We start from the raw sequence: 25,005 nt of genomic DNA on the forward strand, positions 1-25,005 counted from the left end.
CGTCGATGTGCACTCCTGGCCGCCGCATTGGCGGCCGGGCGAGAAACCGTGCATAATTGCTAACCTTGCCCGCAATTGCTACCATAGTGGCTTTCAAACGAGTAGCCGCACATGCCCAAGTTCGCCGCTAACCTGACCCTGCTGTTCACGGAGTTGCCTTTCCTGGACCGGTTTGCCGCTGCCCGCGCAGCCGGCTTCGATGCGGTCGAATGCCAGTTCCCCTACGAGTACAAGGCAGCCAACATCCGCCGCAGGCTCGACGACAACGGCTTGCGCATGGTGCTGCTCAACCTGCCCGCAGGCGACTGGCAGGCGGGCGACCGCGGCCTGGCGTGCGACCCGCGTCGCCACCGCGAATTCCGCGACAGCGTGCACCTGGCGCTGGAATATGCCACGCTGCTCGGCGTGCCCCAGTTGCATTGCCTGGCGGGTATCATGCCGCCGGGCATGGACCTGCGCCGCGCCCGCGAGACCTACCTGTTCAATGTGGACCATGCGGCCGGGCTGTGCGGCCCGCGCGATATCCGCCTGCTGATCGAGCCGATCAACACGATCGACATGCCGGGCTATTTCCTGTCCCGCACCGAGCAGGCGCTGGACATCATCGCCGCCTGCGACAACGACAACGTGTTCCTGCAAGCCGACATCTACCACATGCACTGCATGGACGAAGACGTGCCGGCAATGCTGCGGCGCGCGCTGCCCCGCATCGGCCATGTGCAACTGGCCGACGCCCCGGGCCGCCACGAACCCGGCACCGGCGTCATCGACTATCCCGGCGTGTTCACGCTGCTGGACGAACTGGGTTACGACGGCTGGATCGGCTGCGAATACCGGCCGCGCGGCGATACCGTGGCCGGCCTGCAGTGGCGCAGCAGCCCGTCCACGGCCACCGGGCCAGGCATCGCTTCCCTGAACCCGGCTGCCTGACCCCGGCTGCCCGAGGCACCCATCCGCTTCAGCTGTTTGCGTTGCCGCAAACAGTCGCAATTTTGCAAGCGCAAGATGTTAATTCCGATCACGACACGGGAACATCATGCGCCCTTCTTCCTTGCTTCAGCTCCCCTCCTTTCTGCCCTCCCCCTTCCGGCGGCTGCCCTCCTTGCCATCGCGGCTGCCGTCCCCTGGCCGCCGCGCCTTTCACCTGCTGATGCTCCTGTTCCTGGCCGCGCTGCTGGCCGGATGCGCCGGCAACGCCCGGCTGAAGGAAGTGCGCGCATTTGCCGCCGAGGCACCGAAGCTGAACGGTTATGTCGAGCTGAGCCAGCGTTACCGCGACACCTATCGACGCGAGCAGCCTTACCTGTCTCCGGCCGCGGACAAGCGCGAGCAAGCCATCGACGCCGCGCGCCGAGCCGCCTACCCCGACCTGGTGGCGATCCACGAGGCCGTGACCGCCTACCTGCGCACGCTGGGCAAGCTGGCTGGCGGCGACCGGTTCGATCCGGGCGACGAGATCAAGGATGTGGCGAAGGGCATCAAGGCCTGGCCGGACACCGGGCTGACCGACCGCCACGTGAATGCCGTGTCCGGCTTGGCGCGGGCGATCGCGCGGGTGGTAACGGGCCGGGCGCAGGACCAGGCCGTGCAGGACATGCTGCGCGACGGCTACGAGCCGCTGCGCGACGCCCTCGACGCGATGAGCACCGTGCTGCGCTATTACGACAAGCACCACGACAATGAACAGGCCATCGTGATCGGCATGCTGGAAACGGAAATCCCGTTCGCCGACAAGCCGCAGGAACGGCTGCTGGCCGCGCTGGCGAAAGCGCACCGGCAGGAAAAACTCAATGAATACCGGCTGCTGGGCCGGCGCCACACGCTGGCCGCGCAGCACGTGCAGGCCATCCGCGAACGCCACGAGGCGCTCTACCGCGGCCTCGCGCCCGCCAGTCCGCAAGCCACGGCGCGCGTCGCCGCCAACCAGGGAGGAACGCCATGAACACCACCGCCAACAGCAACGAGACCGCTGGTACCCCGGCAACGACGCCCGCGTCCACTGCCGCGATGACGCTGTCGCCGGCCGATATCGAAGCGCTGGCCGACAGCCTGTCCGACAGCGCCGATGCGCTGCACAAGGGCATCATGGCGGCGATCCGCAAGAACGCGTCCACGTCCGGCGCCACGATTTCCCATGCCGAGGCGCAGGAACTGTTCGACCGGGAAGTCGCGCTGCGCCAGCAGGCCAACAGCCTGTATGCGGATGCGACGGGCTATGCCGCCCGGGGCACTACAGTGCCCGCGCACGAACTGCTCGACCTGGCGGCACGCGCCCGCGAGCGGATCCGGCGTATCGACCGTGCCAGGGAACTGGCCGGCATCGCCTCGGCATTGCTGAACGCGGCCGCCGCGATCGCCGCGCTGAAGCCCGAGGCGCTGGTGCCGGCGCTGGAAGACCTGAAAGACCATCTGCAGGCCTTGCCCGACACCGACAAGATGGCCACCCCCTCTTCGGGAAGCGGGCATACAATGACTTCATGAACATCCTGACACCCGACCAGCGCACAGCGCTGCAAGCGTCGCTCGAGCAGCGCAGGCTCGCGCTGCTGCGGCAATTCGCCGGCCGGCCCAACAGCGAGTTCAACCGCACGCCGGCCGTCGAGGAAGTCGAAACCTCCCCCGCCGACAGCGCCAGCAACCGCACGCTGAACCAGCTCGAGGCGGAGGCGGACGAGCTCCGCCTCGCGCAACTGTCGTCGATCCGCCACGCCCTGTCCAAGTTCGACAGCACCGACAGCGGCGACTACGGCGATTGCGAGAACTGTGGCGAGCCGATCGGCTACTCCCGCCTGGAGGCGCGCCCCGAGGCGCGCTTCTGCATCGCCTGCCAGACCCGGATCGAGCAACAGCGGCGCTGATCATCCTGTGCGCGGCCCTGCCGGCGCACAGGCCTATAATTCCCGCATGGGCTACAAGACAATCCTGGTACACGTGGATGACGCACCGCACTCGGCGGCACGCGTGCTGATGGCGGCCGAGCTGGCGCTGCAGCACGGCGCGCACGTGATCGGCGTGGCGCTGACGGGCGTCTCCCGCTTCCTGTACCAGAACGAAATGGTCGACGACGAGGATCCGAACCTCGCGCAGCACCTCGATGTGCTGCGCGAACGGGCCAGCCGCGCGCTGGCCGACTTTGCGCCACAGTTACGCGCACTGGGCGTGCACAGCTTCGAGGAACGCGTGCTGGACGATGAGCCGGGCACGGGGCTGGCGCTCGTGGCGCGACATGCCGACCTGGCGATCGTCGGGCAGGCGCTGCCCGAAGGGCGCGGTAGCGGCCCGGCGGCCTTCCCGGCCGAGGTGCTCACCGAATCCGGCTGCCCTGTGCTGGTCGTGCCCTTCACGGCGCGCCCGCGCGGATCGATTTCGGTTACCCCGTCCGGCGTGGCGAGCCCGGGAGCCCCTGCGCCGGGCCGGAATGTGCTGGTGGCGTGGAATGCCAGCAAGGAGGCGGCGCGCGCGGTGCGCGAGGCGCTGCCGCTGCTGGCGCGGGCCGAACGGGTGACGGTGGCGATCGTCGATGCCGACCTCCGGCCGGCAGCGTTCGGCGATACGCCGGGTGCCGAAGTGCTGGCGTGGCTGGCACGCCACGGCATCACGGCCGATGTGCGGGAGCGGCAAACCGCCCGCCAGGGCTTGCTGAAACGCCCGGGCGACGTGGGCGAGGCACTCATCGTGCTGGCTGGCGAAACCGGCAGCGATCTCGTGGTGCTGGGCGCCTACGGCCATTCGCGCTTCCGCGAAACGCTGCTGGGCGGCGTCACGCGCACCGTGCTTGAAACGATGACGGTGCCGGTACTGATGGCGCATTGATCGCGCCATCACTGGCGCTGTACTTCGCTTTGAAAAACCAGCAGCAGCCGACTGGCCGCAAGGGTGCAGCCTGCAGGCTTGTACCGTTCCTGCTTCACTCCTGCCAATCCTGGTCGCGGATTTTCGCCACCTGGCGCAGCGCCATCCATTTCCACAGTTGCAGCGCGTCTTCCTTGCCGGCCGACATCCGGCGGGGGCTGGCCAGCGCGATTTCGCAATCGCGGTCGGACCATTCCTCGAACCGGATCGCCCCGCCCCGCGCCACTTCCAGCTGGTACATCAGGCCGTCGTCGTAGCCGAAGCGCAGTACGGCGGATGGCGCGATCCCGTCCAGCGCGGCGGCGTCGTCCTCGTAGATTTCCGACAGCGCGGCCGCCAGCTGCGCCTCGGTCGGCGCCTGCACATTGCGGCCGTCCGGCCCGGTGAGCTCTACCCATGCGTGTGTCATGCACGCCTCCAGAAGTGTGGCGCGGCGGGCCGCCGGCGCCGTCAGCCGATTCGTTGCGGCAGCGACAGCGGATCGAAGTCCTTCCAGTCGCCACCCGTGAGCGTGCCCTCGGCACGCTCGATATCGTTGGCGCCCAGCTTGCGCAGCAGTTGCACGGCGCGGTCCTCGTCGCCGTCCGGCAGCGCAACGGCGATCAGCATGCCGGCCTTGCGCGGCGCGACCGTATTCTCGCCACCCTTCTCCGCCTCACCCTTGTCCTTCATGTGCGAGAAGCTGTACAGCGAGCCCACGTGCGCACCGACGAGGCCGCCCACCACCGGGCCGGCCGGGCCGGTCAGCGGCACCGTCGCGGCACCGATGGCCGCGCCGATCGCGCCGCCGGTGGCGGCGCCTTTCGCCAGGCCTTCCGGCGAATCCTTTGCGCCGGGAGACAGGGTGCGGTCGCCGCCGAGCGCATGCATGTCATGCTGGCCGGGCTGGTTGACGTAGAAGGTGCTGATGCGGTCGTCGGGATACCCCGCCTCCTGCAGCGCCTGGCGTGCGCCGTCGACTTGTTCCTGCAACTGGAAATGACCGGCGATGATGGTTGTCATGATTTTTATCTCCTGCATGAATTGGACGCACCCAGCTTGCCGTGCGCCCCGCTGTGTTTCCGTACGTTGACGCACATAGCCTGGCGCAAGTGAACCGGTAGCGGGCCTGGTAGCGGAATCACGGCCGGGGCGGGGCCAGGCGGGAGAAAAGGATGCCGGTATCAGGCAGCGGTGGCGCCGCCTGCACGATGTGACGGACGCTGGGGCAGCCAGACGGTAAACACCGTGCCCTCGCCCGGCTCGGAGCGCACGTCGATGCGTCCGCCATGGCGGGCGACGATGCCATAGGACAGCGAGAGCCCGAGACCGGTACCGCCGCCGACCGGCTTGGTGGTAAAGAACGGCTCGAAGATGCGCGTCAGGTGCCCGGGTGGAATGCCCGCGCCGGTATCGGCGATTTCGATCCACACCCAGTCGTCCTGGGCGCCGGTGCGGATACGGATCACGCCCTTGTCGACGATGGCCTGCGCGGCATTGACGAGCAGGTTCATGAACACCTGGTTCAGTTGCGATGCAAGGCATTCGACAGGCGGCAGGTTGCCATACTCCTTCACGACCGTTACCTTGTGTCTCAGTTCGTTGGCAATGATGATCAGAGTACTGTCCAGCCCGCGGTGGAGGTCCGCCAGTTGCCATTCCGTTTCGCCCACGTGCGAGAACTCGCGCAGCGATTGCACGATTTCCTTCACGCGCCGCAGGCCGTCGACCGATTCGTGGACCAGCGACGTGACATCGCCGCGCAGGAAATCCAGGTCGGCGCCCTCGCGCACTGCCGCCATCCGTGCAACGAGATCGGGGTGGCCGGCGATCACACCGTCGTATGCATCGATCAGGCCGAGCAGCGTGCCGACATAGCCTTGCAGCGCGCCCATGTTGGAATTGACGAAACCGATCGGATTGTTGATCTCGTGGGCGATACCGGCCGCCAGTTGCCCGATCGACGCCATTTTTTCCGATTGCAGCAGTTGCTCATGGGCCTCGCGCAACTTGCCGATCAGTTGCTGCTGCTCGACGCCCTTGGCCGTCAGCACCTCCTCCATGGCCTTCCGGTCCGTGATGTCAGTCAGCGCGCCGATCACTTCGAGCGGCCTGCCGGATTCGTCGTGGATCAGCCGCAGCGTGTCGTGCATCCACAGGTAGCGGCCATCGGCGGCACGGAACCGGTATTCGTACACGCGCTGGCCTTCGGTGAAGACTTCCGCCAGGCTGGCGACGATGCGCGGCTTGTCGTCGGGGTGGATATGATCGAACCAGAAATTCGGGTCGGCCAGCATTTCGTCGGGCCGGTAGCCCAGCATGTTGAACGCGTTGTTGCTGACGAACGTCATCTTGAAGTCGCCGCTGGGGACCGTGCAGTAGATCAGCGCCGGCGTGTTGTCGATCAGGTACTGCGGGCGGGTGGGAAGCACAGGATTGGACTGGGCCGCGCGGCCGGGCGCAGGATCGGGCTGGGCCGCGCGGCCGGGCGCAGGATCGGGCTGGGCCGCGCGGCCGGGCGCAGGATCAGGCTGAGCCGCGCGGCCGGGCGCGGCATTGAAATCCTCGAAGTGCATTACCAGCTTGCCCAGGCGAACGACCGGTTCGACGGCAGTACCGGCATGGCCATCACGGGTTCCGGCACAGGTTCAGGTGAGAAGGCCGGCGGTTCGTCCAGCCACCCGCGCGGGTCGACCCGGTAATACTTCGACAGCTCGTCATACAGTGCGGGATGGCGCTGCGCCAGTTGCCACGGTTTGCCGAAGAAGGCCTCGGTCGCCACGGCGAAGAATTCCGCGGGGCTGGTGGCGCCATAGTGGTCGAGCACGCTGTCGCCGTTACCGAGCCAGGCCGCGCGCTGCAAGTGCGCGTAATCGCGCGACAGCACTTCCGACCAGTTGCGGTAGCTCTCCCTGCTGCCCAGGTAAGGCGCGCCGTTCGTCTGGCCCGACTCGCTGTCGAGCTGGTGGGCGAATTCGTGCAGCACCACGTTGTGCCCGTCCCAGGCCAGCGCACCGCGCTCGGTATCGTCCCAGGACAGCACCACGCGCCCGTCCTGCCACGATTCGCCCAGCATCGTCTGGCGGGATTGGGTAATGACACCGCCGGGCCCCACGTCTTGCCGCGCGGCAGCGAAGGCGCCCGGATAGACGAGGATCGTGCGCAGCGATGGATAGACGCCGGTGGCGCGGTTCAACAGCAGCAGGCAAGCCTGGCCGGCGATCGCCACCCGCATGTCGTCCGTGACATCGAGGCCGGCACAGCCGACGAATTTCTTTTCGTGGAGGAATTGCTTGACGCGTTGCTGCAACTGCCCCTGCAATGCGGCATCGAGACGGTCATGGATGGGAACGTAGTGGCGCAGCGCGTCGAGCGCGGCCGGCGCCAGCGGCCGGGACAAAGCCCGGCGCAAGGTCAGGCGGGGATACAGGAATGGCGCGGCCACTGCCAGCGCCAGGAGCGTCAAACCAAGCAATGCGTCCATATTGGCCGTCCATAACGATATATGTCGCCACAGATGGGGAGCGTTGCCGACAATTCAATGAAGCGGGCGCCGGCAACGGCGCCCCGCCCGTGTTTTTACTGCTGTGCCTTCTGCAGCGATTGCGGGGCACCGAACAACGCGGCCACCAGCGGATCGCGGGTCACCGGCCCACGGTTGACACGGATCGCGTAATGCGTGTCGTCGGCCAGGATGTGGAAGTGACGGCCGCTGCCGGCCATGCTCTGCTCGCGCAGGCTCGGACGCTCCTTGCGCGGCGGCGTGCCTTCGCGCTTCGGCTGGGCGATCGCCGCCAGGAACGCTTGCACGCGTTCGGCATCCGGGGTCAGGCGATAGACAGCCTTACCCAGGTAGGTAGCGGTGCCTTCGATATAGCGGGCCAGTTCGATCACGCCCGCTTCACGCAGGTCGCGAATATATTTACGGGCGCCGGACGGCGAGAATTTCAGGAACCAGGCGATTTCGTCGGCCAGCATTTCATGCTGCTGCAGCTCGCCGATCAGCTTTTGCATGTTCTCGATGCGGCGCAGCGTTGCGGAGGTGGACCGTACGCGCTCGATCGGCGCCAGCGACAATGCCTTGCGCTCGGTCCCCGGACCCGGGCGCTCCACCAGCGCCAGGCGCGGCTTCGCGGCGGGCTGGGAGGCCATCACATCGCTGCTCGACAGGTCGTGAGAATCTCTGATTGCGTGCATTTGAACACTCCTTATAAGCCGGTTTGCGCGGTGCGGGGTCACTGCGCATTCATTCGTTCATTCATTGGGCTCCAGATTGCCGTTATGCGTTGTACAAGTCTGTGCGGCAACGAACATAAAATGGTTCAAAGGTTAAAGTTACGTTGTTGATACCAGACAACCCTTCCATACCCCCATCGCTGTGCTGCATTCACCACTTCGGCCCTTGAATGTGCGCTCGCGAACAGAACACCGATAGTGTGTTGTTTAAAGTGCATGCAGGACCAACCCTTAGAGAGGACACACCATGAAATACTCCATCCTGCTGGCAGCTATTACCGCGCTGAGTCTTTCCGCTTGCAACAAAACCGAAAACACTGCGCCGGCAACCGATACCACGACGGCACCGGCTACCGCACCGGCAACCACCGAACCGGCAGCGCCTGCCGCAGCCCCTGCCGACACCATGACGCCGCCGCCGGCCGACACGACGACGCCGCCAGCCGACACCACGGCACCTGCAGGCACGGGCACGACGCCGGCCGGCACCACCCCGCCTGCTGGCGGCACGACGACGCAATAACGTCTTGGCTTCATGGATGTACCGAACGCGCCGCTTACGGCGCGTTTTTTCATTCATCCCTCCCGTTGGGCGGAAAGACGGGTTGCCAGTTCCTGTTGTAGGATCGCCACACATTTGATATAACGCAAGCTCATTGTGCGCTAACGCACCGATGTTTGTATTGCTTGCACCATAAACTTGACGCAACAGCAATGCAAAAGCTGCAAAATTGAAAGAAGAGCCGGGATTCCCGTGAGCGCTCCGCCTCTCAATATTGCTGTAGTTAAAAACATTTCTTCAACGCATCAGGAGTTACCTGTGAATAAATCCAACAAGATCGCAATTGCCGCAGCCCTGCTGTGCGCTTCCGTCGCCGCTTCGGCGCAGGATGCCGTCATCAATCCGAACTGGTACATCCAGCCAAGCGTAAACGCGATGAAGCCTGACTCCGACTGGGCCACCGACAAGACCGGTTATGGCGGCGGCTTGAAGTTCGGTAAGCCGATCTCGGAAAACTGGGATATCCAGTTGGGTTACACGTATGCCCGCTCGAGCGAGAACGGCGCGCGCTACCAGCAAGAAACGCTGGGTGTCGACTTCCTGTACCTGTTCTCGCGCAAGACCTTCCGCCCGTTCGTGCTGGTGGGCCTGGGCGCCGAGCGTGACAAGGAAAACCCATTCCGCAGCCTGGCCGAACCGCACCGCACCTCGCCTTACATCTCGGCCGGCCTGGGCTTCCAGTCCGTCATCAACGACCGCTGGTCGTTCCAGGCTGATGTGCGCAGCGTCTATGGGTTCATCGGCAGCGACGACTTCCGTCACGACCGCTCCAACAACGTCTACGCCACCGTGGGCTTCAACTACGCCCTGGGCCCGACACCGCAGCCGCCGGCACCGCCGGCGCCTCCAGAACCTGTCGTCGAGCCGCCAGCGCCGGTAGCGCCGCCGCCGCCGCCGCCGCCGCCGGCACGCTTCGAGAAGGTGACGATGTCGGCCACCGAACTGTTCGAGTTCAACAGCGCCAAGCTGCGTGGCGACCAGGCCAAGCTGGATGACGTGGCACGCCTGCTGAACGAAAACCCGAGCCTGACGGGCATCACGATCACGGGCCACACCGACCGTATCGGTTCCGACAAGTACAACCAGACGCTGTCCGAAAAACGCGCTGCCGCCGCCAAGGAATACCTGGTGGGCAAGGGCATCGCCGCCGACCGCCTGACCACCGAAGGCAAGGGCGAGTCCCAGCCGCTGGTGCAGTGCAACGACAAGAAGCGTTCGGACCTGATCAAGTGCCTGGAGCCGAACCGTCGCGTCGAAGTCGAACAGATCACGATCGAACGTAAAGTGAACTAATCGCCGGAAGGCATGGCCTTCAGGTGCATTACGCAGAAAGGGGCTTCGGCCCCTTTTTGTTTATACGGAGCTGAAAAATGAACTGGAGAAAGTTTCCTCATATCGCCAAGAAAGTCCCCAACCTGCTGTACTGCGCCGTGATGGAATGGTTCGATCACCGGGGCAGCAGCAAGGGCGCGGCGCTGGCCTTCTACACACTGTTCTCGCTCGCTCCGATCCTGGTGCTCGTCATCGCGATCGCCGGCATTTTCTATGGCAAGGAGGCGGCGCAGGGCGAGCTGTTCGAGCAGTTGCGCGGCATGGTCGGGGCCCAGGGCGCGGAAGCGATCCAGCTGATCCTCGCCGGCGCACGCAATGAGGAAGAGGGCAAAATCGCCACGCTGATCGCCGGCGCCCTGCTGCTGTTCGGTGCCACCAGCGTGTTCGCCGAGCTGAAGGCGAGCCTGGATGAAATCTGGCAGCTGCCGCCGGTCACCGAGAACACCGTGTGGGACACGATCCGCACCCGCCTGCTGTCGTTCGGGCTCGTGCTGGCGTTGGGCTTCCTGCTGATGACATCGCTCGTGGTCAGCGCCGCGCTGGAAATCTTCCAGCGTTTCTGGAACAGCTACTGGCCGGATGCGACGGTGTTCATCACGCTGCTGAACCACACGATCAGTTTCCTCGTGATCGCCGTCATGTTCGGCGTGATCTACAAGCTGCTGCCACGCGTCCAGCTGGCATGGCCCGATGTGATCATCGGCGCGATCGGCACCGCCGTCCTGTTCATGATCGGCAAGTTCGGCATTGGCGCCTATATCGGCAACAGCGGCGTGGCCAGCAGCTTCGGCGCCGCCGGCTCCACGATCGCGCTGCTGCTGTGGGTGTACTACTCGGCGCAGATCTTCTTCCTGGGCGCCGAATTCGCCCGGCAATACGCGCTGCGGATCGGCAGCCTGAAGCATCATCCGCGCGATGAGCAAGGCAAGCTGAAGGTGAAGTAAGAGGCAAAAAAACCGGTGGCGAAGCAGGAGCTTCGCCACCGGTTTTACTTCAGCGGCTGCTTGCCAGGCGCCCTACTCCCCCAGCAGCTCGGCAACGATCTCCATCCCCTCCACCCGTTCGGCCACGACCTTGACGATCACGATCACCGGCACGCCGAGCAGCAGGCCCCACACGCCCCACAGCCAGCCCCAGAACAGCAGGCTGACGAACACGGCGGCGGCGTTCATGCGGGCGATGCGGCCCGTCATCCACGTGGTGACGAAGGTGCCGACCAGCGTGGCGATGCCGAGCGAGGCGCCGGTGACGAGCAGCACCATCTGCAGCGATTCGAACTGGAGGAAGGCGACGAGCCCGGTCGCGCTGGTGATCAGCAGCGGGCCGAAATACGGCATGATGTGCAGCAGGCCGGCCACGATGGCCCACGCCCCGGCGTTCTCCAGCCCGATGGCGCGCAGCGCGATCCACATCAGCAGCGCCAGCAGCACATTGGTCACCAGCAGCATGAACATATAGGCCTGGATCGACGTGTTGATGTCTTCCAGGATGTGCACGGTGATCTTCTTTTTCGACAGCGACGGGCCGGTCAGCTTGACGAGCTTGCGCTTGAACGTGTCGCCCGACAGCAGCAGGAAGAACACGAGGAAGATCACCATCGTCGCCTGCGACAGGAAACCCATGAGGCCGCGCGCGCTGACCCACACCCAGTCCATCACGCGGATGCCGCCGGTGGCGGCGCTGGCGGTAGCGCTGGCAGGCGGCGGGTTCGTTGCCTCCTGCTGGCGCTTGGCTGCGCGGCGCGCACTGCTGCCGGCGGTGACCTGCTCGATCTCGTTGGCGACAGCCTGGATGCGTGAAATGGTGCTCGTACTCGAACCCGTGGTGGAGGCGAGCAGTCTGGAAAGCTTGTGGGTGATCGTCGGCAGTTCCTCGACGATGTTCTGGAATTCGCCATGCACCTTGTCGATGACGACGACGGAGCCGCCGAAGATCGCGCCCGTTACGAGCGTGGCACCGATGATGCGCTTGATGCGCAGCCGTTCGAGCCAGTTGACGAGGGGATTAAGCGTGTAGGCGATGAAGATCCCCAATAGCAGGGGAACGAGGAAGTTCTTACCCCATTGCAGCGCATACAGGAACGCGACGGTGGCGATGACGCCCAGCGCGAGGCCCTTGGCATGCACATGCAGCGGCAGCTGCAGCTTGGAAGCGTGCTCGCCCTCTTCCGGAGGCGGCTCGCGGGGAACGATGTGCGGATGGTCCATCCATGCCTCGCGGCCGGAGCCGCCCTGGCGGGTCACCTCTGGAAACGGATCGTGGATTGAAAGTGTGGTTTTTCGCGCCGTGCTTCGTTGAAAATTCGCCGGGATAGCCAGCTATCCCGGGAACTTACGCCTGGCCCGACACGAAAATCCATCGCTTCACCAACACGCCATTGCCAGGTGACCCATCAGTACTGGACGGTCCGGCCGCGTCCCGATTACTTGACGCGGATATCGTTCTTCACCGACTTCACGCCCTTGACGCCGCGGGCGATTTCGCCGGCCTTGGTGATGTCGCCAGGCTGGGCCACGAAGCCGGACAGCTGCACGGTGCCCTTGAAGGTTTCCACGTTGATTTCGGTGGTTTTCAGGGTTGGCTCGTTGAAGATCGATGCCTTGACCTTGGTGGTCAGGACGGCGTCGTCAACGTATTCGCCGGTGCCTTCCTTCGTGTCCGTGGCGGCGCAGCCGACAACGGTGAACACGGTGGCGGCGGTGAAGACGGCGGTTGCGATTTTCTGAGCGATTTTCATAGTATGACTCCTTCTTGGTGTTGTAAAAATGCCCGGGAACGAGCTTGTATCCAGTACCGGCCGACTTCAATAGCCGAACTGGGATTTCGCAGCCGCGACACACTGGTCTTTGGCCGTGCCGGCCAGGGCGTCGCATTTTTCCGCGGCGACCTTGTACTCGGCGATTCTTTTGTCCTCGCGCGCATCGCTGCGCGCCTCGATCACTTTCTTGTCCGCCCGCGCATCGGCCAGTGCCGCGGTGCGGCTGGCCTTGGCCCTTTCCACGCACACGTCGCGCTCGTTGCCCGCCAGGGCGGCGCAGCGCGTGCGGTCCAGCGCGAAATCGGCATTGGCGATATCGATCCGTGCCTTCGTGTAGGCCCGCAGCGTGTTGCGGTAATGCGCCGTGGCATCGGCTTCGGCACGCACTCGCGCGGCCTTTGCTTCGGCGATACAAACATCCTTCGGGTTGCCCGCGATGCCGTTGCACCGGTCGCGGGCCGCCTTGTATTCGGTGGCCGCGGCGCCCCTGGCCTGCTCATAAAGCGCCTTCGCCTCGGGCGTGGCCGCGCCGGCAGCCCCTGCGTACATGAGCATCGCGGCGGCGATGCCTGCGATATTCTTTGGCGCTACCGCCTGCGTTACAGCGCGCTTTACAGTCTGCTGCACAGTCCGCACGACAGTTCTATCTACCGCCCAATCCATGCTAAGGGCTCCATGCTTGTTTCCATGAATGATAGTTTCGCCTGCTCGCGCCCGCCCTTCTGTACGCTGGCGTACATTCGGTGCAAGTTTTACAACAATTCGCGATAAAAGCCATCCATTGCCTGCTCGGCAGGACAGGGTGCGGCATCGCACAGACCTCCAAGGTGCCAGGGGACTAATCTGATGTCACATCATCAAGGAGGACTGAACATGAAACCAACTCACGCCTTGAGCGCGGCGATGGTCGCGGTCTCTCTGCTGGCCGCAGGCTGCGCCAGCAATTATCCGACCAGCACCAATTACTCGACCCAGGCCGATGCTTCCACTTACGGCACGATCGAGAATATCCAGGTCGTGCGCGTGGATCCCGCCACCAGTGGTGCAGGTGCGGTTGCGGGTGGCCTGGTCGGCGCGCTGGTCGGCAGCCAGATCGGATCGGGCGGCGGCCGCACCGCTGCCACGGCGGCCGGTGCGATCGGCGGCGCGCTTGTCGGCAACCAGGTTGAATCGAACCGCAATGCCCCGCACGACATGTACCAGATCAGCATCCGCCTGGATAACGGCAACTACCGCACCGTCAACCAGGACAGCGCCTACGACCTGCGCGTTGGCAGCCGCGTGCGCATGGTCGACGGCCGGGTTTACCGTTACTGATCGCCGATGGCGGAATCGCGCGCATGGACGCATCACATGAGCGAAGGCACGATTCCGGCACGGCGCAACCGAGTCCAGGATTCACCCGACACATAACCACATAAAGACTTGAAGTCATAAAGGAGCAAGCATGGGCACCATTCTCTTGATTATTCTGGTACTCGTCCTGATCGGCGCGCTGCCAACCTGGCCGCACAGCCGGAACTGGGGCTATGCCCCGAGTAGCATCGCCGGCCTGATCGTCGTGGTCCTGCTGATCATGCTGTTGACAGGCAGGCTGTAACGGACACACGGGCTGCCCCGATTCATTTACGGAGGTCGTCATGAAACGAGTCATCGCAAGTGCCGCGCTGGCCACGAGCCTTGCCGGGCTGTGCGGCGCAGTGTGGGCGCAAAGCACGCCGGCTGCCGTGGCGCAGCACCAGCAAAAGGAAATCGCGCGGGGAGAACCGGCGCGCTGGATGAAGAGCGACGCCACCATGCAGGCGCAGGTCGCTACCAAGCGCAAGGAGATCGGCGCGGCGCTGAACGAGGCGCTCAACGATTGCAAGAAGGCCGGCGGCGGCGAGCGCCAGGCCTGCGTGCGCGAGGCGCGTGAAACCTACAAGCGCGACATGGCCAATGTGAAGGAACTCGTGGTGCAATCGAACACGATGGGCGGCGTGTACGACACGGCCGGGCCCTCGGAATAAGTAACAGGAACAGGCAACGAAACGGGCGCGGTGGCAGGCGCCCTGCCCTTCGTTCTCAGCGTGCCGGTTCCTTGGCGCCAAGGGGAAGCTGGCGGGTGCCGGCGGCCGGCGAGTCCGGCAGCGGCGGCAGCTCGTGAACGACGAGCGGCGTGTCCTCGGAAACGAACGCGAGCCAGCCGGCCGCGCCGATCGCGCGCTGCGCATCGGCATACCCCTGGTTCCAGCGCCACTCCACGGAACCCCGTGAAAAATTGATGTCCTTCAGCGGCATGTGCCAGTCGTGGCCCGCATAGGGAATCCGCACCACGTGCAATGTCGTATCGCAGCCCAGCTCGGCAAGGTCGCGTGCGTGCTGCGCACTGCGCTGTTGCGGCGGCATCGCCGCATACAGCTCGCGCAGTTTTTGCTGCAGGCGGCGCATTTTCACGTAATCCTCGAGGTGGCGCTGCGAACGGGAAGCAAACGTCACATCCTTCTGGCGCGTCTGCACTTCCTCCAGCGTATCGGGCTCTGGGCCTTGCGCGCTCCACAGGTCGACCATGAAGCACAGCGTGTCGACCGGGCGGTGTGTATCGTCCAGCACGGTTTGCAGCGGCGTGTTCGAATACAGCCCGCCATCCCAGTACAACTCGCCATCGATGCGCACGGCCGCGAAACCGGGTGGCAAGGCACCGCTGGCGCGGATATGGTCGGCCGTGATGCGGCCGGCGTCCAGGCTGTCGAAGCCGACCAGGCCGCCCGTCGACACATTGAGCGCACTCACGGTCAGGCGCATGCCTTCGGGGCTGTTCAGCACGTCGAAATCAACGAGTTCCTCGAGCGTGGCGGCCAGTTCCGCGGTGTCGTAGAAGCTGGCCTGCTCGGCCGGCACCTGCAGCCCCAGGCCGAACGTGCTGAAGGGCCGCGGGCGGAAGAACCCGCGCACGCCCGAGACCATCGCATGCAGCGTCGACAGCCGGATGTTCTGGCGGCGCTGCGCCTCGGTCATCCACGCCGGGTCGATGGGATCGCGCTGCGACATGCGGTCCCAGAACTCCCTGATCCGCTGCAGCCGGTGTTCGTGATGGTTCCCCGCCAGGAGCGCCGCATTGATCGCGCCGATCGACGTGCCGACCACCCAGTCCGGCGCCAGGCCGTGCTCGTGCAGTGCCTGGTAAACGCCAGCCTGGTAGGCACCGAGTGCCCCGCCCCCCTGCAGCACGAGCACCACGCGCATGCCGTTCGGGTTCAGTGGATGGGAATCCGCATCGCTCAAGCCGCACCTCTTGAAGTTGATCGCATCGACAGGCATTGTAGCGCGCATAAAAAAACGCCGCGAAAAGTTCGCGGCGTTTTGTGGAGCGTGCGTGCCTTACAGCGCGCCGCTCTGCTTGCGCTTGTAGATCCACGCACCTACCGCGGCCAGCACGGCACCCACGCCGATGGCCGGCTTCACGAGGCGCTTGCGCGAGATGAAGGAGCCCACCGACATGGCGATCGGCATGATCGTCTTGTAGTTGGCCAGCAGCCCGCCGGCACCGGCGGCGGCGGCGGTACCGCCGATGACACCGGCCAGGCGCGTTTGCACCGTGCCCACGGCCAGGTCGACCGCACTGTGCAGCAGTACTTCCGGATGCAGCGCCTGCGCCATGTTGTGCTTACTGGCCAGCACGCCGATGCGGTACATCTCGCCTTCCTTGATCAGCCGCGCCTTCGTGGCGTCGAGCGCGGCCTTGCGTTGTTCCTTGTCGCTCATCGCTTTCCTTTCACAACAGCATGTCGCGGTCGGCCTTCAGTTCCGCCATCGTGGCCGGCAGGCCCAGCGAACCGTTGCGTATCTTGCCCATGGCCGCCTGCACCAGAAGGTAGGCGACCACGGCGAAGACAACCGCCAGGATCAGCAGGATCCACCAGCCCAGCGCGTCCCACAGCAGGACCACCAGCGTCGCGGTGCCGAAGCCGATCGCGAACAACGCCGCCAGGATCGACAGTGCGAACAGCACTGCCACCCTGACGAGATGATCACGAACGTCCGACAGTTCCGCCAGCGCCAGTTCGACGCGGGTCAGCACGAGGCGCAAGGTCGTCTTGACGAGCCCGGAAACCGAGCCTATCAGGCCGGGCGCACGTGGCTCGGTATGCTCGGAGTGCTCCATGACGTCTCCGCCGGGCGCTTATTTGCGGCCCAGGATCACGCCGGCCAGCAGGCCGATGCCGGCCGCGACGGCGATCGAGCGCCACGGATTTTCTTTTACGTACACGTCCGTGGTTGCGGCGACCTGCTTGCCGGTTTCCACTGCCTTGACTTGTGCATCCTGCGCCTTGGCCAGTGCCGAATCCAGCGCACGCATGCCACGGCCGCGCAGTTCGTCCGCCTTTTCACCCGTCAGCGCGGTGGCGGCAGTGAACAGGGCTTGTGCGTCTTTGACCAGGGTTTTCACGTCGTTGTTGACGGTACTGATGTTATTTTCCAGCATGATTAAAGCTCCTTTTCACAGTGTTGAGTATCAACTTTACAACGGCATGCTCATTCGAGCAAATCGCGCATATCGTCCGCGTGCTCTTCTTCCTCGGCCATGATCTTGACGAGCAACTGCTTCGTGACGGGATCGGTATCGCCGATCTGTTCGATCATCTGCCGGTAGGCTTCGATCGCCACGCGCTCGGCGATCAGGTTGGCGCGCACCATCGATTGCACTTCCAGCGAATCGTCGTATTCCGCATGGCTGCGCTCGTGCAGCGTGGCCGGGTTGTAGTCCGGCGCACCGTTCAGCTGGACGATGCGCTCGGCCAGCCAGTCCGCATGCTTTTCCTCTTCGCCGGCGTGCTCGAGGAACTCCGCCTTGACGGCGGCGTTGTTCTTGCCGCTGACGGTGTAGTAATGCCGCTTGTAGCGGTTGATGCAGACGAGCTCGGTTGCGAGCGCGTCGTTCAGCATCTTCAGCACAGCTTCGCGGTCGCCCTTGTAGCCTGCCGTGACCGGGCCGTCCGACAGGTTCTGTGCGGCGGCGCGGATGGCCGCGGTATCGATACCGCTGGCCTGGGTGGGGGTCGTTTCGGACATGGTGTTCCTTCCTGTGTTATCAGCGGCGTGCCTGGATCGGCTTGCCCGGCTCGGACAGCACGATCTCGACACGGCGGTTCAACTGGCGGTCGCCAGCCGATTCGTTGCCGGCGACCGGATAGGCCTCGCCGTAGCCCCGCACTTCGACGCGCGAGCGGTCGATGCCTGCCTGCGCCAGCGCGCTGCGCACCGCTTCGGCGCGGCGCTGCGACAGTTCCAGGTTGTGGGCCGTGGAGCCGGTGCTGTCCGTAAAACCTTCGATCAGCACGGTGCGGTCGGTGTTCTCGCGCAGAACCGTGGCCAGCTTCTGCACGGTGGCCTGCCCGCCCGACGTGAGCACGGCCTGGTCGACGTTGAACAGCACGTCGCCCAGCGTGATGATGGTGCCGCGCTCGGTCTGCTTGGCCTGCAGTTCGGCCAGTTGCGCCGCCAGTGCCTGGGTCTGCTGCTGCGCGTTCTGTGTCGCAGCATTAGCCTGCTCGGCGCGGGCACGCGCTGCTTCGGCCTCGGCCTGCGCCTGTTCGGCGGAACGCTTGGCAGCCTCGGCCTCGACGGTGCGGGCCTGCAGGCGTACCTGGTCGCGCTGCTGCGCCGCCTGCTTCAGGTCCACCTCGGCCTTGCGGGCACGCGCCACTTCCTGGGCGGTGGCGATCTTCTGCTTGGCCACGTAGGCCAGCTGGTCGACCTTCTCGACTTTCTCGCGCTCGGCGGCGGCATTGTTGGCCGCGTTCAGCGCCGCAGTCGCCTCGTTGAATTCGCGCACGGCATACTGCGACACGGCGCTGTTGTTCTGGGCCGCCGTGAAATCGCTGCGGGCCTGGTCCAGCGTGCTCGTGGTCAGCGGGGTCGAACTGCATGCGGACAGCGCGATGGCCAGCGACAGCACGATGGGCGTCAGCTTGCTTTTCAATGGGCTATGGCTTGGGCGATGGCTCATGGTGCTCCTCCTTTACTGGTTGGCGCGGTTGGCGCGGTCGAGTTCTTCGCGCAGCACGCGCACGTTGTCCTGTACCGCATTGGCCGCGCTGGTGGCCTTGGCGGATGTCGCCTTGCTCTGGGCCAGCTTCGCATCGGCTTCGGCCTGCTGCGCGAGGTCGCTGGCCAGCTTGTAGTCCTTGTCGGCCAGGGCGCGGCTGGCTTGCTGCATTTTTTCACGGGCGGCAAGCAACTCGGCCGGGGCCAGGTCGGCAGCACCTGCCTGGGCGGCATTTTCAACGGCGGCGCGCGAGACGGCCACATCCGCGGTGGCAGGGGCTTTCTGGCTGGCGCATGCCGACAGCAGTGCTGCGGCGGCGAGTAGCATCGGGGCGGTGTAACGAGGGCTCATTCTTTTTCTCCTCTGGTTGAGAGTATCCGACTGGTTGAACGGAACATACTGACTTTATAGCCGAACGGACAACATCTCCTCGGTACGGTGCCGCACATAAGCGGATATCGTCGGAGCAACTGCACAAGAACCGTGGGGCAGCTAACACAGGAAGAGGATTGAATGACTAGCAAGGTTAAACCGAACGGGAAGAACGTAACAAATCGTTACTGCGTGCGTTCGCGAACAGTTCGGTTTATACCGTTTTCATAAGCTGGCTCCATCGGTGCGGATACGATGCCGCACCTTTCAAACGAGGAGCGAGCCATGAACAACCTGACTTCCCCGACAACGATCCTGTCCGGCATGGTGCTGGCGATGCTGGTGGCCTGCGCATCCGTCGATGTGTCCGCCCCCACCAGCGTGGAAATGAGCGACAGCGCGCTGACCACGAACGTGCGGTCCAGCCTGGCCAACCAGCCCGGCCTGAACCCGGCGGACATCATGGTCGAAGCGTATGACGGCGAAGTGCGCCTGTCCGGCTTTGCCGCCAGCGCCGAAGAGGCGGAAAAGGCGGTGGCGGCGGCACGCAGCATCACGGGTGTGAAAGTCGTCAGGAACGACGTGAAGGTGAAGTAAGGACCGTATCAAGGCAAGACCCGGCCACGAAAAGGCCCGGCCGCTCCGGCACCCCCGCTGGGCAACTTATGAAGGAGTACACCATGAACATCAAGCAAATCGCCATGCGCGCCACCATCGTGGCTTCGGTACTGGGCCTGTCGGCCTGTGCCAACATGTCCGCACAGGACCGCAATACCGCCATCGGCGCCGGGGTCGGTGCGGTGGCCGGATCCGCCCTGTCCGGCGGCTCCGCGCTGGGCACCGTGGGTGGTGCCGCCGTGGGTGGCGTGATCGGCAACCAGGTGAGCAAGCCGACACGCTGAACTGGTTGAACCCCATGAAAAAACGGAGCCGAGCGCTCCGTTTTTTCATGGCCTGCCAAACGTGCCGGCAATCGCGGGAGCGCGTCGCCCCCTCCGCCCCGGCCCGCGTGTCGCTCTAGATGAACACCGTGCCCATGCCGATCGCGCCGTTTTCCTTCACCAGTTCATAGCACCGGCAGGACACGGCTTCCAGTCCCGTCGAATCGAGGATCTCGATATTGCCACGGCTGTACGTGATCAGCTTCTGGTTCTGCAGCGCGCTGGCGGCCTTCGTGACGCCGACGCGACGCACCCCGAGCGCGTGCGCCAGGAATTCGTGGGTAAGGTGGAATTTCTCGGACTGGAGCCGGTCGCGCGTGATCAGCAGCGAGCGCGCCAGCCGTGCCTCCAGCACGTGGAAACGGCTGCACACGGCAATCTGGATGGCCTGTGCCAGCAGCGTATCGGTATAACGGTGCAGCAGGTGCTGCAACGATTCCGTGCGGGCAAATTCGGTGCGGAAGTCTTCGGCGCGCATGCGCAGCACTGCGCCGGCGCGCTGCACCACGGCGCGCACCTGCGCCCGCCGGTGGCCCAGCGCGACCGAGGCGCCGATCATGCCCTCGCGGCCGACGGATCCCACTTCCAGCGTCATCCTGCCTTCGGCCACGGCCAGCAGCGATACCAGCGCGTCGATGGGAAAGTAGATATACGTGATCGGCTGGCCGGGTTCATACAGCACCTCGCCCACGTCGGCTTCCACCGTTTCGCACATGGCCTCGATCTGGGCGAAGTCGTCTTCCGGCAAGCTCGCCATCAGGCGATTGCTCACCGGCGGCGGCGGTGCGGCGTTGCTGTGCGCGGTGTCAAAATTCAGGTTCATGTTGGTCTGATGGGTTGGCATGTGCACATGTGATAAAGAGGTTAACGATTCCTTACAGAGGTGTATGTACGGTGACGCACGGAATACCCTCCGGTGCGGCAGGACAATCGTTTCACCGTGCCAGCAATGGCCGCCCCACATAAAAAGGACTCGACATGAACCACCCCAGCACTCCTCCCACCAAGCAGAACAAGCCTGCCCTCGCCATCATCGCGGCCATCGTGCTGATCCTGTTTGCCGGCGTCGGCATCGCTGCCTTGATGGGCTGGCTGCCCTCCTGGTCGCAAGGCGGCCGGGCCGACGAACTCGTCACACCGCCCACCGAGCAACTGGTCAACGCGACGGACGCCCCGCCAACGGGCGCCACGCAATCGAGCCAGTACACGGCCAATGCCGGCACCGTGGGCAACAAGCCGGCCACGACCGGCACTTCCGCCGCCGGCAGCACCGGCGGCTCCAACGACTCGGAAGCGCCCGCCGGCCAGCAACCGGGCAAGTCCGTCTGCGCGAACTGCGGCGTCGTGGAAACCGTCAACGGCCAGTCCAGGTTCAAGAACGACAACGCGGACGGCACGACACCAGGCGCCGCGGTGGCCAACAAGATCGAAAGCAACACCAAGGACTCGAAGCGCTACGACATCGTCGTGCGCCTGCACGACGGCCAGCTGCGTACCGTGCAGACCAATCAGCCGATTTGGCGCCCCGGCGACCAGGTGAAGATCGAGGGCGACAAGCTGCTCTCGCGCTGATCCGCAGCCGTTGTCGTGCCATGACAGCCCCGCCATCGCGCGGGGCTTTTCTTTGACTGTGCCTGCCCGCGACCAGCAGCCTGATGAGCGGCCCCGACGATGAATTCGGGCGCTACCCGGGCGCACGGCGAGATCGAAGAACGGGTGCCACGACCCGGCCGGGAATGGAAAAAATGACAAACTTCGTACGGTACCGTACAGAAGCCCGCGACGGTCAATCGCATACTGGTATCCATGACGGCGCAAGCCCGAATACATAAACTTCAGACGAGAGGACACGATCATGCTCTATACCATTGCCGTAGTACTTATTATCCTTTGGCTGCTTGGCCTGGTGACCTCCTACACCATCGGCGGCTTTATCCACATCCTGCTGGTCGTTGCCGTCATCATGATCCTGCTGCGTCTGATCAGTGGACGAGGCCTGTAGCGTTGACAGGCACCCTGGCGGCGCTGCATACCCTTGCAGCGCCGTTTTGTTTTATAAGCACTTTTTGCAAGCAGTGGTTCAAAGCACCACCAGGCACTAGAATGCACCCAATAGGAGGATAAAACCATGAACATTTCCCTGAACATTTCCAGTGCGGCACGCAAGGCCGTGGCCGTGGCCGTCGCTGCGGCGATGACCCTGGGCGCCACCGGTTGCGCCAACATGGATTCGACGGACCGCGGCACGGCCACGGGCGCCGGTGTTGGCGCCGGCCTGGGTGCCATCCTGGGCGCCGCCACGGGCGGCGGCGGCGGCGGACGTGCCGCCGGCGGTGCCGTGCTGGGCGCGGCTGCCGGCGCCGTCGTCGGCAACATCTGGTCGAAGCGGATGGAAAGCCAGAAGCAGGCGATGGAACAGGCGACCCAGGGTACCGGCGTGCAGGTTTCGCAGACCGCCGACAACCGGCTGCGCATGGAGATCCCGAGCGATATCTCGTTCGACACCAACCGTGCCGACATCAAGGACAATTTCCGCCCGATCCTGGACCGCTTCGCCACCACCCTGAAGGATAACCCGGCCACGAGCGTGACGATCATCGGCCACACCGACAGCACGGGTTCCGATTCGGTCAACCAGCCGCTGTCGGTCGAACGCGCTTCGCATACGCGCGACTACCTGGCCTCGCGCGGCGTGTCGCCCACGCGTGTGGTGGTGGAAGGCCGCGGCGCGCGCGAACCGATCGCTTCGAACGACGACAACAGCGGCCGTGCCCGCAACCGCCGCGTGGAAATCTACGTGGCCGAGCCGGCACCCCGTTCCTGATCCGCGGAGACCGCGATGAACCCGTCACGTTTGCTTGCCGTGGTCTTCTCCGCCGCCTGTGCGCAGGCGGCCCACGCTGCCGCGCTGAAACCCGGCTTGTGGGAAATGACCAGCAAGGTCGCCTCCGCCACGCCCGAAACGATGCAGGCGCTGGCGATGGCCCAGCAGCAGATGGCCTCGCTGCCGCCCGAGCAGCGCCGCGCCATCGACCAGATGCTGGCCCGGCACGGCGTGACGATGCAGCTGGCCGAGGGTGGCGGCGTCAAGGTCAATTTCTGCCTGACGAAGGAACAGGCGGCCAATCCACGGCTGCCATCCGGCCAGCCCGGCCAGTGCGATACGACGCAGACACCGGTGCCCGGCGGCTTGAACGTCGCATTCAAGTGCAACAAACCGCCCTCGTCCGGCAGCGGCCAGGTGATCTTCGAAGGCGACAGCGGTTATTCGATGCGCATGAATGTCGACAGCACCGTGCAGGGGCAAGCCCAGCAGATGACGGTGGAAAGCGCCGGGCGCTGGGTGGCTGCGGATTGCGGCGGCACCTTGCCGGTGCAGTAGCCTTCGCTGCATCGACGGTTCGCTAACGCTTTACCGCCGTTAGCCTTTCCCCATCCGGTGTCTGACACCATTTTCCGGGCGCTTCATCCGGGAAATGGTGTCAGACACCGGTTTTCGCATGATGTCGCTGATTTCCTGTTTGGAAAACCGGTGTCCGGCGCCTTTCCGGATAGGGCACCCGGAAATGATGGTGGGGAGTGATGCCATGCATGCCATCACCGCTTTACAGGAAGCTGCCAGGCGCGGACTCCGGCGGCGTCACCGCTATCGGCGAACGCTTAAAACGCGTGCCGCAATCCCAGGTTGAACGCGCTGCGCCCCTTTCCCTGCTCGCTGAAATTGCCCACCGTGTACGGCGCGTTGTTCTCGTCGCGGATCTTCGCATAGGCGGCATAGAACGCGGTGCGCTTCGACATCGCGTACGTCATGCCCACGGCCACCTGGTTGGCATCCTGGTTGGCCAGCGTGCGGTCGTCCTTGCGGATATACGACACCATGAAGGTGGCCGCGCCGGCCGAATACGAGACACCGGCCAGCGCGTCGTTGCTGCGCGTGGAAGGCGATGCCAGCACCAGCGCGCCATAGGGGTTGTCCTGGTCCCACGGCGAACTGCCGACGCCCTTGTTCACGGCATAGGCCGTGTACAGCGTGGCCGCCTTGGATACGTGCATGTTGGCCGCGATGATCGAGTTGCGGGACGACAGGTCGACGGGCGTGGTGGCACCCGCGCCCTGCAGGAAGTTGTTCTTGCGCTGGTGCGCCGCGCGCAGCGTGAACAGGCCGCCTTCGTAACCGATCGTGGCGCCGTAAGCGCGATTGCGCGATGTGCTGAACGCCGATTCGCCGAAGCTGTAGATCGCGCTGGCGGAGAAGCCGCGGAACTTGCTGGAGCGGTATTTGATGGAATTGTCCGACCGCTTCGTGCCGTTGCCGATCAGGTTCGTTGCCGTGCCGGCGGTGCCGGTGCGGAACGGGTCGGCTACCTCGACGAGCGTTTCATAACCCACGTCGTATTGCCGGCCCACCGTGAGCGCACCCCACCGGTTGGCCAGGCCCACGTAGGCCTGGCTGCCGAACAGGCGGCCGTTCTGGTCGGACTGGCCGGTATCGTTGCGCACGCCCGCTTCGAGCGTGAAGACGGCGCGGGTATCGTTGCCGAGGTCTTCCTGGCCGCTGAAGCCGAGCACCGACCCGGTGGAGACACCTGGGGAGATCTTCGTGCTCGGGCAGTCGCCGTTCGGGCAATCGTGTTCGGATACGGCACCTGCATCGACCACGCCATACACGCGGATCGAGGAGGAGTCCTGGGCCAGCGCTGCCATCGGGAACAGGCAGGCCAATGCGATCATCTTGGTGTTCATGATTCGTCTCTAGGTCAAGTCCAACGACCGATTGGCTCGGTCCCGCCACCTTGCGTGCTTATCCCTAAAGCTTGACGCAAGCATAACGCCTGCTCGCGCCGCCCTTCTGTGCGCAGGCTCACAAACCGGAACCCGTCGTTTAACCATATACCTGATCGGGGCGGATGTGAACAAAAAACTGCAGAGCATGTAACGTTTATAC

Annotated in this window: 34 protein-coding genes; 17 read left to right on the top strand and 17 right to left on the bottom strand. The window is 64.7% G+C overall.

What is annotated here, in order from left to right; all coding sequences use genetic code 11:
- The first annotated feature begins 111 nt into the window (after positions 1 to 111).
- The 5 genes from hyi (at position 112) to ACY65G_RS08910 (ending at position 3,813) form a co-directional block, all read left to right on the top strand.
- The gene (gene hyi, locus ACY65G_RS08890) at positions 112 to 930 is read left to right on the top strand and encodes a hydroxypyruvate isomerase (protein ID WP_464996988.1); all 819 of its coding nucleotides are present in this window, start codon (positions 112 to 114) and stop codon (positions 928 to 930) included.
- Positions 931 to 1,150: 220 nt separating this feature from the next.
- Complete coding sequence (locus ACY65G_RS08895; protein WP_464996989.1) at positions 1,151 to 1,942, top strand: hypothetical protein; 792 nt, start codon at positions 1,151 to 1,153, stop codon at positions 1,940 to 1,942.
- The gene (locus ACY65G_RS08900) at positions 1,939 to 2,481 is read left to right on the top strand and encodes a hypothetical protein (protein WP_464996990.1); all 543 of its coding nucleotides are present in this window, start codon (positions 1,939 to 1,941) and stop codon (positions 2,479 to 2,481) included. Before ACY65G_RS08895 ends, ACY65G_RS08900 begins: the two co-directional genes overlap by 4 nt.
- On the top strand, positions 2,478 to 2,858 hold the full coding sequence (locus tag ACY65G_RS08905) for a TraR/DksA family transcriptional regulator (protein WP_464996991.1): 381 nt from the start codon (positions 2,478 to 2,480) through the stop codon (positions 2,856 to 2,858). The genes ACY65G_RS08900 and ACY65G_RS08905 overlap by 4 nt, the downstream gene beginning before the upstream one ends.
- Before the next feature lie 46 nt (positions 2,859 to 2,904).
- On the top strand, positions 2,905 to 3,813 hold the full coding sequence (locus ACY65G_RS08910) for a universal stress protein (RefSeq protein ID WP_464996992.1): 909 nt from the start codon (positions 2,905 to 2,907) through the stop codon (positions 3,811 to 3,813).
- A 94-nt stretch (positions 3,814 to 3,907) separates the two neighbouring features.
- Here the strand turns inward: ACY65G_RS08910 and ACY65G_RS08915 are convergent, their stop codons facing one another.
- The 5 genes from ACY65G_RS08915 to ACY65G_RS08935 form a co-directional block, all read right to left on the bottom strand.
- Positions 3,908 to 4,261 (bottom strand): hypothetical protein, encoded by a 354-nt coding sequence (locus ACY65G_RS08915; protein ID WP_464996993.1) that lies wholly within the window; start codon positions 4,259 to 4,261, stop codon positions 3,908 to 3,910.
- Positions 4,262 to 4,302: 41 nt separating this feature from the next.
- Positions 4,303 to 4,854 (bottom strand): glycine zipper domain-containing protein, encoded by a 552-nt coding sequence (locus tag ACY65G_RS08920; protein WP_464996994.1) that lies wholly within the window; start codon positions 4,852 to 4,854, stop codon positions 4,303 to 4,305.
- Positions 4,855 to 5,015: 161 nt separating this feature from the next.
- A complete protein-coding gene (locus ACY65G_RS08925) occupies positions 5,016 to 6,407 on the bottom strand; it encodes an ATP-binding protein (protein WP_464996995.1) in 1,392 nt (463 codons plus the stop codon).
- Entirely contained in the window at positions 6,407 to 7,315 is a 909-nt protein-coding gene (locus ACY65G_RS08930; protein WP_464996996.1) for a M90 family metallopeptidase, read from the bottom strand. Before ACY65G_RS08930 ends, ACY65G_RS08925 begins: the two co-directional genes overlap by 1 nt.
- 95 nt (positions 7,316 to 7,410) lie before the next feature.
- Complete coding sequence (locus tag ACY65G_RS08935) at positions 7,411 to 7,983, bottom strand: winged helix-turn-helix domain-containing protein (RefSeq protein WP_165391023.1); 573 nt, start codon at positions 7,981 to 7,983, stop codon at positions 7,411 to 7,413.
- A gap of 331 nt (positions 7,984 to 8,314) precedes the next feature.
- On the opposite strand from ACY65G_RS08935, the gene ACY65G_RS08940 reads away from it, so the two are divergent.
- From ACY65G_RS08940 to ACY65G_RS08950, 3 genes are all read left to right on the top strand, one after another.
- Positions 8,315 to 8,590 carry a hypothetical protein gene (locus ACY65G_RS08940; RefSeq protein WP_464996997.1) on the top strand — a complete coding sequence of 92 codons (276 nt, stop codon included), beginning with the start codon at positions 8,315 to 8,317 and terminating at the stop codon, positions 8,588 to 8,590.
- A gap of 297 nt (positions 8,591 to 8,887) precedes the next feature.
- Positions 8,888 to 9,922: an OmpA family protein gene (locus ACY65G_RS08945; protein WP_464996998.1), complete on the top strand. Its 1,035-nt coding sequence runs from the start codon at positions 8,888 to 8,890 to the stop codon at positions 9,920 to 9,922.
- Between the two features lie 77 nt (positions 9,923 to 9,999).
- Complete coding sequence (locus ACY65G_RS08950; RefSeq protein ID WP_464996999.1) at positions 10,000 to 10,905, top strand: YihY/virulence factor BrkB family protein; 906 nt, start codon at positions 10,000 to 10,002, stop codon at positions 10,903 to 10,905.
- Between the two features lie 72 nt (positions 10,906 to 10,977).
- On the opposite strand, the gene ACY65G_RS08955 is transcribed toward ACY65G_RS08950, so the two are convergent.
- From ACY65G_RS08955 to ACY65G_RS08965, 3 genes are all read right to left on the bottom strand, one after another.
- The gene (locus tag ACY65G_RS08955; RefSeq protein WP_464997000.1) at positions 10,978 to 12,168 is read right to left on the bottom strand and encodes an AI-2E family transporter; all 1,191 of its coding nucleotides are present in this window, start codon (positions 12,166 to 12,168) and stop codon (positions 10,978 to 10,980) included.
- 215 nt (positions 12,169 to 12,383) lie between these two features.
- Positions 12,384 to 12,698, bottom strand: coding sequence for a BON domain-containing protein (locus tag ACY65G_RS08960; RefSeq protein ID WP_464997001.1), 315 nt, complete (start codon positions 12,696 to 12,698; stop codon positions 12,384 to 12,386).
- Between the two features lie 66 nt (positions 12,699 to 12,764).
- Entirely contained in the window at positions 12,765 to 13,268 is a 504-nt protein-coding gene (locus ACY65G_RS08965; RefSeq protein ID WP_464997002.1) for a hypothetical protein, read from the bottom strand.
- A gap of 324 nt (positions 13,269 to 13,592) precedes the next feature.
- On the opposite strand from ACY65G_RS08965, the gene ACY65G_RS08970 reads away from it, so the two are divergent.
- The 3 genes from ACY65G_RS08970 to ACY65G_RS08980 all read left to right on the top strand — a co-directional run bounded on the left by ACY65G_RS08970 (position 13,593) and on the right by ACY65G_RS08980 (position 14,728).
- The gene (locus ACY65G_RS08970) at positions 13,593 to 14,036 is read left to right on the top strand and encodes an outer membrane lipoprotein (RefSeq protein WP_464997003.1); all 444 of its coding nucleotides are present in this window, start codon (positions 13,593 to 13,595) and stop codon (positions 14,034 to 14,036) included.
- Between the two features lie 130 nt (positions 14,037 to 14,166).
- Positions 14,167 to 14,319: a DUF3309 domain-containing protein gene (locus ACY65G_RS08975; protein ID WP_464997004.1), complete on the top strand. Its 153-nt coding sequence runs from the start codon at positions 14,167 to 14,169 to the stop codon at positions 14,317 to 14,319.
- A 40-nt stretch (positions 14,320 to 14,359) separates the two neighbouring features.
- A complete protein-coding gene (locus ACY65G_RS08980) occupies positions 14,360 to 14,728 on the top strand; it encodes a hypothetical protein (protein WP_464997005.1) in 369 nt (122 codons plus the stop codon).
- 55 nt (positions 14,729 to 14,783) lie between these two features.
- Here ACY65G_RS08980 and ACY65G_RS08985 read toward each other — a convergent pair whose 3' ends face one another.
- The 7 genes from ACY65G_RS08985 to ACY65G_RS09015 form a co-directional block, all read right to left on the bottom strand.
- Positions 14,784 to 15,944: a patatin-like phospholipase family protein gene (locus ACY65G_RS08985; RefSeq protein WP_464997070.1), complete on the bottom strand. Its 1,161-nt coding sequence runs from the start codon at positions 15,942 to 15,944 to the stop codon at positions 14,784 to 14,786.
- Positions 15,945 to 16,079: 135 nt separating this feature from the next.
- Positions 16,080 to 16,463: a hypothetical protein gene (locus ACY65G_RS08990; protein WP_464997006.1), complete on the bottom strand. Its 384-nt coding sequence runs from the start codon at positions 16,461 to 16,463 to the stop codon at positions 16,080 to 16,082.
- A 10-nt stretch (positions 16,464 to 16,473) separates the two neighbouring features.
- On the bottom strand, positions 16,474 to 16,863 hold the full coding sequence (locus tag ACY65G_RS08995; RefSeq protein WP_464997007.1) for a phage holin family protein: 390 nt from the start codon (positions 16,861 to 16,863) through the stop codon (positions 16,474 to 16,476).
- Positions 16,864 to 16,881: 18 nt separating this feature from the next.
- Positions 16,882 to 17,184 carry an ElaB/YgaM/YqjD family protein gene (locus ACY65G_RS09000; RefSeq protein WP_464997008.1) on the bottom strand — a complete coding sequence of 101 codons (303 nt, stop codon included), beginning with the start codon at positions 17,182 to 17,184 and terminating at the stop codon, positions 16,882 to 16,884.
- Positions 17,185 to 17,234: 50 nt separating this feature from the next.
- Positions 17,235 to 17,771 carry a ferritin-like domain-containing protein gene (locus ACY65G_RS09005; RefSeq protein WP_464997009.1) on the bottom strand — a complete coding sequence of 179 codons (537 nt, stop codon included), beginning with the start codon at positions 17,769 to 17,771 and terminating at the stop codon, positions 17,235 to 17,237.
- A 19-nt stretch (positions 17,772 to 17,790) separates the two neighbouring features.
- The gene (locus ACY65G_RS09010; RefSeq protein WP_464997010.1) at positions 17,791 to 18,708 is read right to left on the bottom strand and encodes an OmpA family protein; all 918 of its coding nucleotides are present in this window, start codon (positions 18,706 to 18,708) and stop codon (positions 17,791 to 17,793) included.
- Positions 18,709 to 18,720: 12 nt separating this feature from the next.
- On the bottom strand, positions 18,721 to 19,098 hold the full coding sequence (locus tag ACY65G_RS09015) for a DUF4398 domain-containing protein (protein ID WP_464997011.1): 378 nt from the start codon (positions 19,096 to 19,098) through the stop codon (positions 18,721 to 18,723).
- A gap of 306 nt (positions 19,099 to 19,404) precedes the next feature.
- Here ACY65G_RS09015 and ACY65G_RS09020 point away from each other — a divergent pair, with 306 nt between their 5' ends.
- Positions 19,405 to 19,716, top strand: coding sequence for a BON domain-containing protein (locus ACY65G_RS09020; protein WP_464997012.1), 312 nt, complete (start codon positions 19,405 to 19,407; stop codon positions 19,714 to 19,716).
- An 83-nt stretch (positions 19,717 to 19,799) separates the two neighbouring features.
- Entirely contained in the window at positions 19,800 to 20,021 is a 222-nt protein-coding gene (locus tag ACY65G_RS09025) for a glycine zipper 2TM domain-containing protein (RefSeq protein WP_130185464.1), read from the top strand.
- A 115-nt stretch (positions 20,022 to 20,136) separates the two neighbouring features.
- Here the strand turns inward: ACY65G_RS09025 and ACY65G_RS09030 are convergent, their stop codons facing one another.
- Entirely contained in the window at positions 20,137 to 20,883 is a 747-nt protein-coding gene (locus ACY65G_RS09030) for a Crp/Fnr family transcriptional regulator (RefSeq protein ID WP_464997013.1), read from the bottom strand.
- 155 nt (positions 20,884 to 21,038) lie between these two features.
- Between ACY65G_RS09030 and ACY65G_RS09035 the strand changes: the two genes are divergently transcribed.
- The 4 genes from ACY65G_RS09035 to ACY65G_RS09050 all read left to right on the top strand — a co-directional run bounded on the left by ACY65G_RS09035 (position 21,039) and on the right by ACY65G_RS09050 (position 23,442).
- Entirely contained in the window at positions 21,039 to 21,632 is a 594-nt protein-coding gene (locus tag ACY65G_RS09035; RefSeq protein ID WP_464997014.1) for a hypothetical protein, read from the top strand.
- Between the two features lie 283 nt (positions 21,633 to 21,915).
- Positions 21,916 to 22,062: a lmo0937 family membrane protein gene (locus ACY65G_RS09040; protein WP_121670992.1), complete on the top strand. Its 147-nt coding sequence runs from the start codon at positions 21,916 to 21,918 to the stop codon at positions 22,060 to 22,062.
- A gap of 192 nt (positions 22,063 to 22,254) precedes the next feature.
- Entirely contained in the window at positions 22,255 to 22,884 is a 630-nt protein-coding gene (locus ACY65G_RS09045; RefSeq protein ID WP_464997071.1) for a YiaD family glycine zipper/OmpA-like lipoprotein, read from the top strand.
- Between the two features lie 15 nt (positions 22,885 to 22,899).
- A complete protein-coding gene (locus tag ACY65G_RS09050) occupies positions 22,900 to 23,442 on the top strand; it encodes a DUF3617 family protein (RefSeq protein ID WP_464997015.1) in 543 nt (180 codons plus the stop codon).
- A 278-nt stretch (positions 23,443 to 23,720) separates the two neighbouring features.
- Here ACY65G_RS09050 and ACY65G_RS09055 read toward each other — a convergent pair whose 3' ends face one another.
- Positions 23,721 to 24,803 carry a porin gene (locus tag ACY65G_RS09055; protein ID WP_464997016.1) on the bottom strand — a complete coding sequence of 361 codons (1,083 nt, stop codon included), beginning with the start codon at positions 24,801 to 24,803 and terminating at the stop codon, positions 23,721 to 23,723.
- Between the last annotated feature and the right edge of the window lie 202 nt (positions 24,804 to 25,005).

The sequence above is a fragment of the Pseudoduganella sp. jia 12 genome, from assembly GCF_055502675.1.

Bases quoted from the DNA above. Each gene is read 5' to 3' on its own strand.
- hyi (WP_464996988.1), top strand. From the start codon at position 112: ATGCCCAAGTTCGCCGCTAACCTGACCCTGCTGTTCACGGAGTTGCCT.
- ACY65G_RS08895 (WP_464996989.1), top strand. From the start codon at position 1,151: ATGCTCCTGTTCCTGGCCGCGCTGCTGGCCGGATGCGCCGGCAACGCC.
- ACY65G_RS08900 (WP_464996990.1), top strand. From the start codon at position 1,939: ATGAACACCACCGCCAACAGCAACGAGACCGCTGGTACCCCGGCAACG.
- ACY65G_RS08905 (WP_464996991.1), top strand. From the start codon at position 2,478: ATGAACATCCTGACACCCGACCAGCGCACAGCGCTGCAAGCGTCGCTC.
- ACY65G_RS08910 (WP_464996992.1), top strand. From the start codon at position 2,905: ATGGGCTACAAGACAATCCTGGTACACGTGGATGACGCACCGCACTCG.
- ACY65G_RS08915 (WP_464996993.1), bottom strand. From the start codon at position 4,261: ATGACACACGCATGGGTAGAGCTCACCGGGCCGGACGGCCGCAATGTG.
- ACY65G_RS08920 (WP_464996994.1), bottom strand. From the start codon at position 4,854: ATGACAACCATCATCGCCGGTCATTTCCAGTTGCAGGAACAAGTCGAC.
- ACY65G_RS08925 (WP_464996995.1), bottom strand. From the start codon at position 6,407: ATGCACTTCGAGGATTTCAATGCCGCGCCCGGCCGCGCGGCTCAGCCT.
- ACY65G_RS08930 (WP_464996996.1), bottom strand. From the start codon at position 7,315: ATGGACGCATTGCTTGGTTTGACGCTCCTGGCGCTGGCAGTGGCCGCG.
- ACY65G_RS08935 (WP_165391023.1), bottom strand. From the start codon at position 7,983: ATGGCCTCCCAGCCCGCCGCGAAGCCGCGCCTGGCGCTGGTGGAGCGC.
- ACY65G_RS08940 (WP_464996997.1), top strand. From the start codon at position 8,315: ATGAAATACTCCATCCTGCTGGCAGCTATTACCGCGCTGAGTCTTTCC.
- ACY65G_RS08950 (WP_464996999.1), top strand. From the start codon at position 10,000: ATGAACTGGAGAAAGTTTCCTCATATCGCCAAGAAAGTCCCCAACCTG.
- ACY65G_RS08955 (WP_464997000.1), bottom strand. From the start codon at position 12,168: ATGGACCATCCGCACATCGTTCCCCGCGAGCCGCCTCCGGAAGAGGGC.
- ACY65G_RS08960 (WP_464997001.1), bottom strand. From the start codon at position 12,698: ATGAAAATCGCTCAGAAAATCGCAACCGCCGTCTTCACCGCCGCCACC.
- ACY65G_RS08965 (WP_464997002.1), bottom strand. From the start codon at position 13,268: ATGTACGCAGGGGCTGCCGGCGCGGCCACGCCCGAGGCGAAGGCGCTT.
- ACY65G_RS08970 (WP_464997003.1), top strand. From the start codon at position 13,593: ATGAAACCAACTCACGCCTTGAGCGCGGCGATGGTCGCGGTCTCTCTG.
- ACY65G_RS08975 (WP_464997004.1), top strand. From the start codon at position 14,167: ATGGGCACCATTCTCTTGATTATTCTGGTACTCGTCCTGATCGGCGCG.
- ACY65G_RS08980 (WP_464997005.1), top strand. From the start codon at position 14,360: ATGAAACGAGTCATCGCAAGTGCCGCGCTGGCCACGAGCCTTGCCGGG.
- ACY65G_RS08985 (WP_464997070.1), bottom strand. From the start codon at position 15,944: ATGCGCGTGGTGCTCGTGCTGCAGGGGGGCGGGGCACTCGGTGCCTAC.
- ACY65G_RS08990 (WP_464997006.1), bottom strand. From the start codon at position 16,463: ATGAGCGACAAGGAACAACGCAAGGCCGCGCTCGACGCCACGAAGGCG.
- ACY65G_RS08995 (WP_464997007.1), bottom strand. From the start codon at position 16,863: ATGGAGCACTCCGAGCATACCGAGCCACGTGCGCCCGGCCTGATAGGC.
- ACY65G_RS09000 (WP_464997008.1), bottom strand. From the start codon at position 17,184: ATGCTGGAAAATAACATCAGTACCGTCAACAACGACGTGAAAACCCTG.
- ACY65G_RS09005 (WP_464997009.1), bottom strand. From the start codon at position 17,771: ATGTCCGAAACGACCCCCACCCAGGCCAGCGGTATCGATACCGCGGCC.
- ACY65G_RS09010 (WP_464997010.1), bottom strand. From the start codon at position 18,708: ATGAGCCATCGCCCAAGCCATAGCCCATTGAAAAGCAAGCTGACGCCC.
- ACY65G_RS09015 (WP_464997011.1), bottom strand. From the start codon at position 19,098: ATGAGCCCTCGTTACACCGCCCCGATGCTACTCGCCGCCGCAGCACTG.
- ACY65G_RS09020 (WP_464997012.1), top strand. From the start codon at position 19,405: ATGAACAACCTGACTTCCCCGACAACGATCCTGTCCGGCATGGTGCTG.
- ACY65G_RS09025 (WP_130185464.1), top strand. From the start codon at position 19,800: ATGAACATCAAGCAAATCGCCATGCGCGCCACCATCGTGGCTTCGGTA.
- ACY65G_RS09030 (WP_464997013.1), bottom strand. From the start codon at position 20,883: ATGAACCTGAATTTTGACACCGCGCACAGCAACGCCGCACCGCCGCCG.
- ACY65G_RS09035 (WP_464997014.1), top strand. From the start codon at position 21,039: ATGAACCACCCCAGCACTCCTCCCACCAAGCAGAACAAGCCTGCCCTC.
- ACY65G_RS09040 (WP_121670992.1), top strand. From the start codon at position 21,916: ATGCTCTATACCATTGCCGTAGTACTTATTATCCTTTGGCTGCTTGGC.
- ACY65G_RS09045 (WP_464997071.1), top strand. From the start codon at position 22,255: ATGACCCTGGGCGCCACCGGTTGCGCCAACATGGATTCGACGGACCGC.
- ACY65G_RS09050 (WP_464997015.1), top strand. From the start codon at position 22,900: ATGAACCCGTCACGTTTGCTTGCCGTGGTCTTCTCCGCCGCCTGTGCG.
- ACY65G_RS09055 (WP_464997016.1), bottom strand. From the start codon at position 24,803: ATGAACACCAAGATGATCGCATTGGCCTGCCTGTTCCCGATGGCAGCG.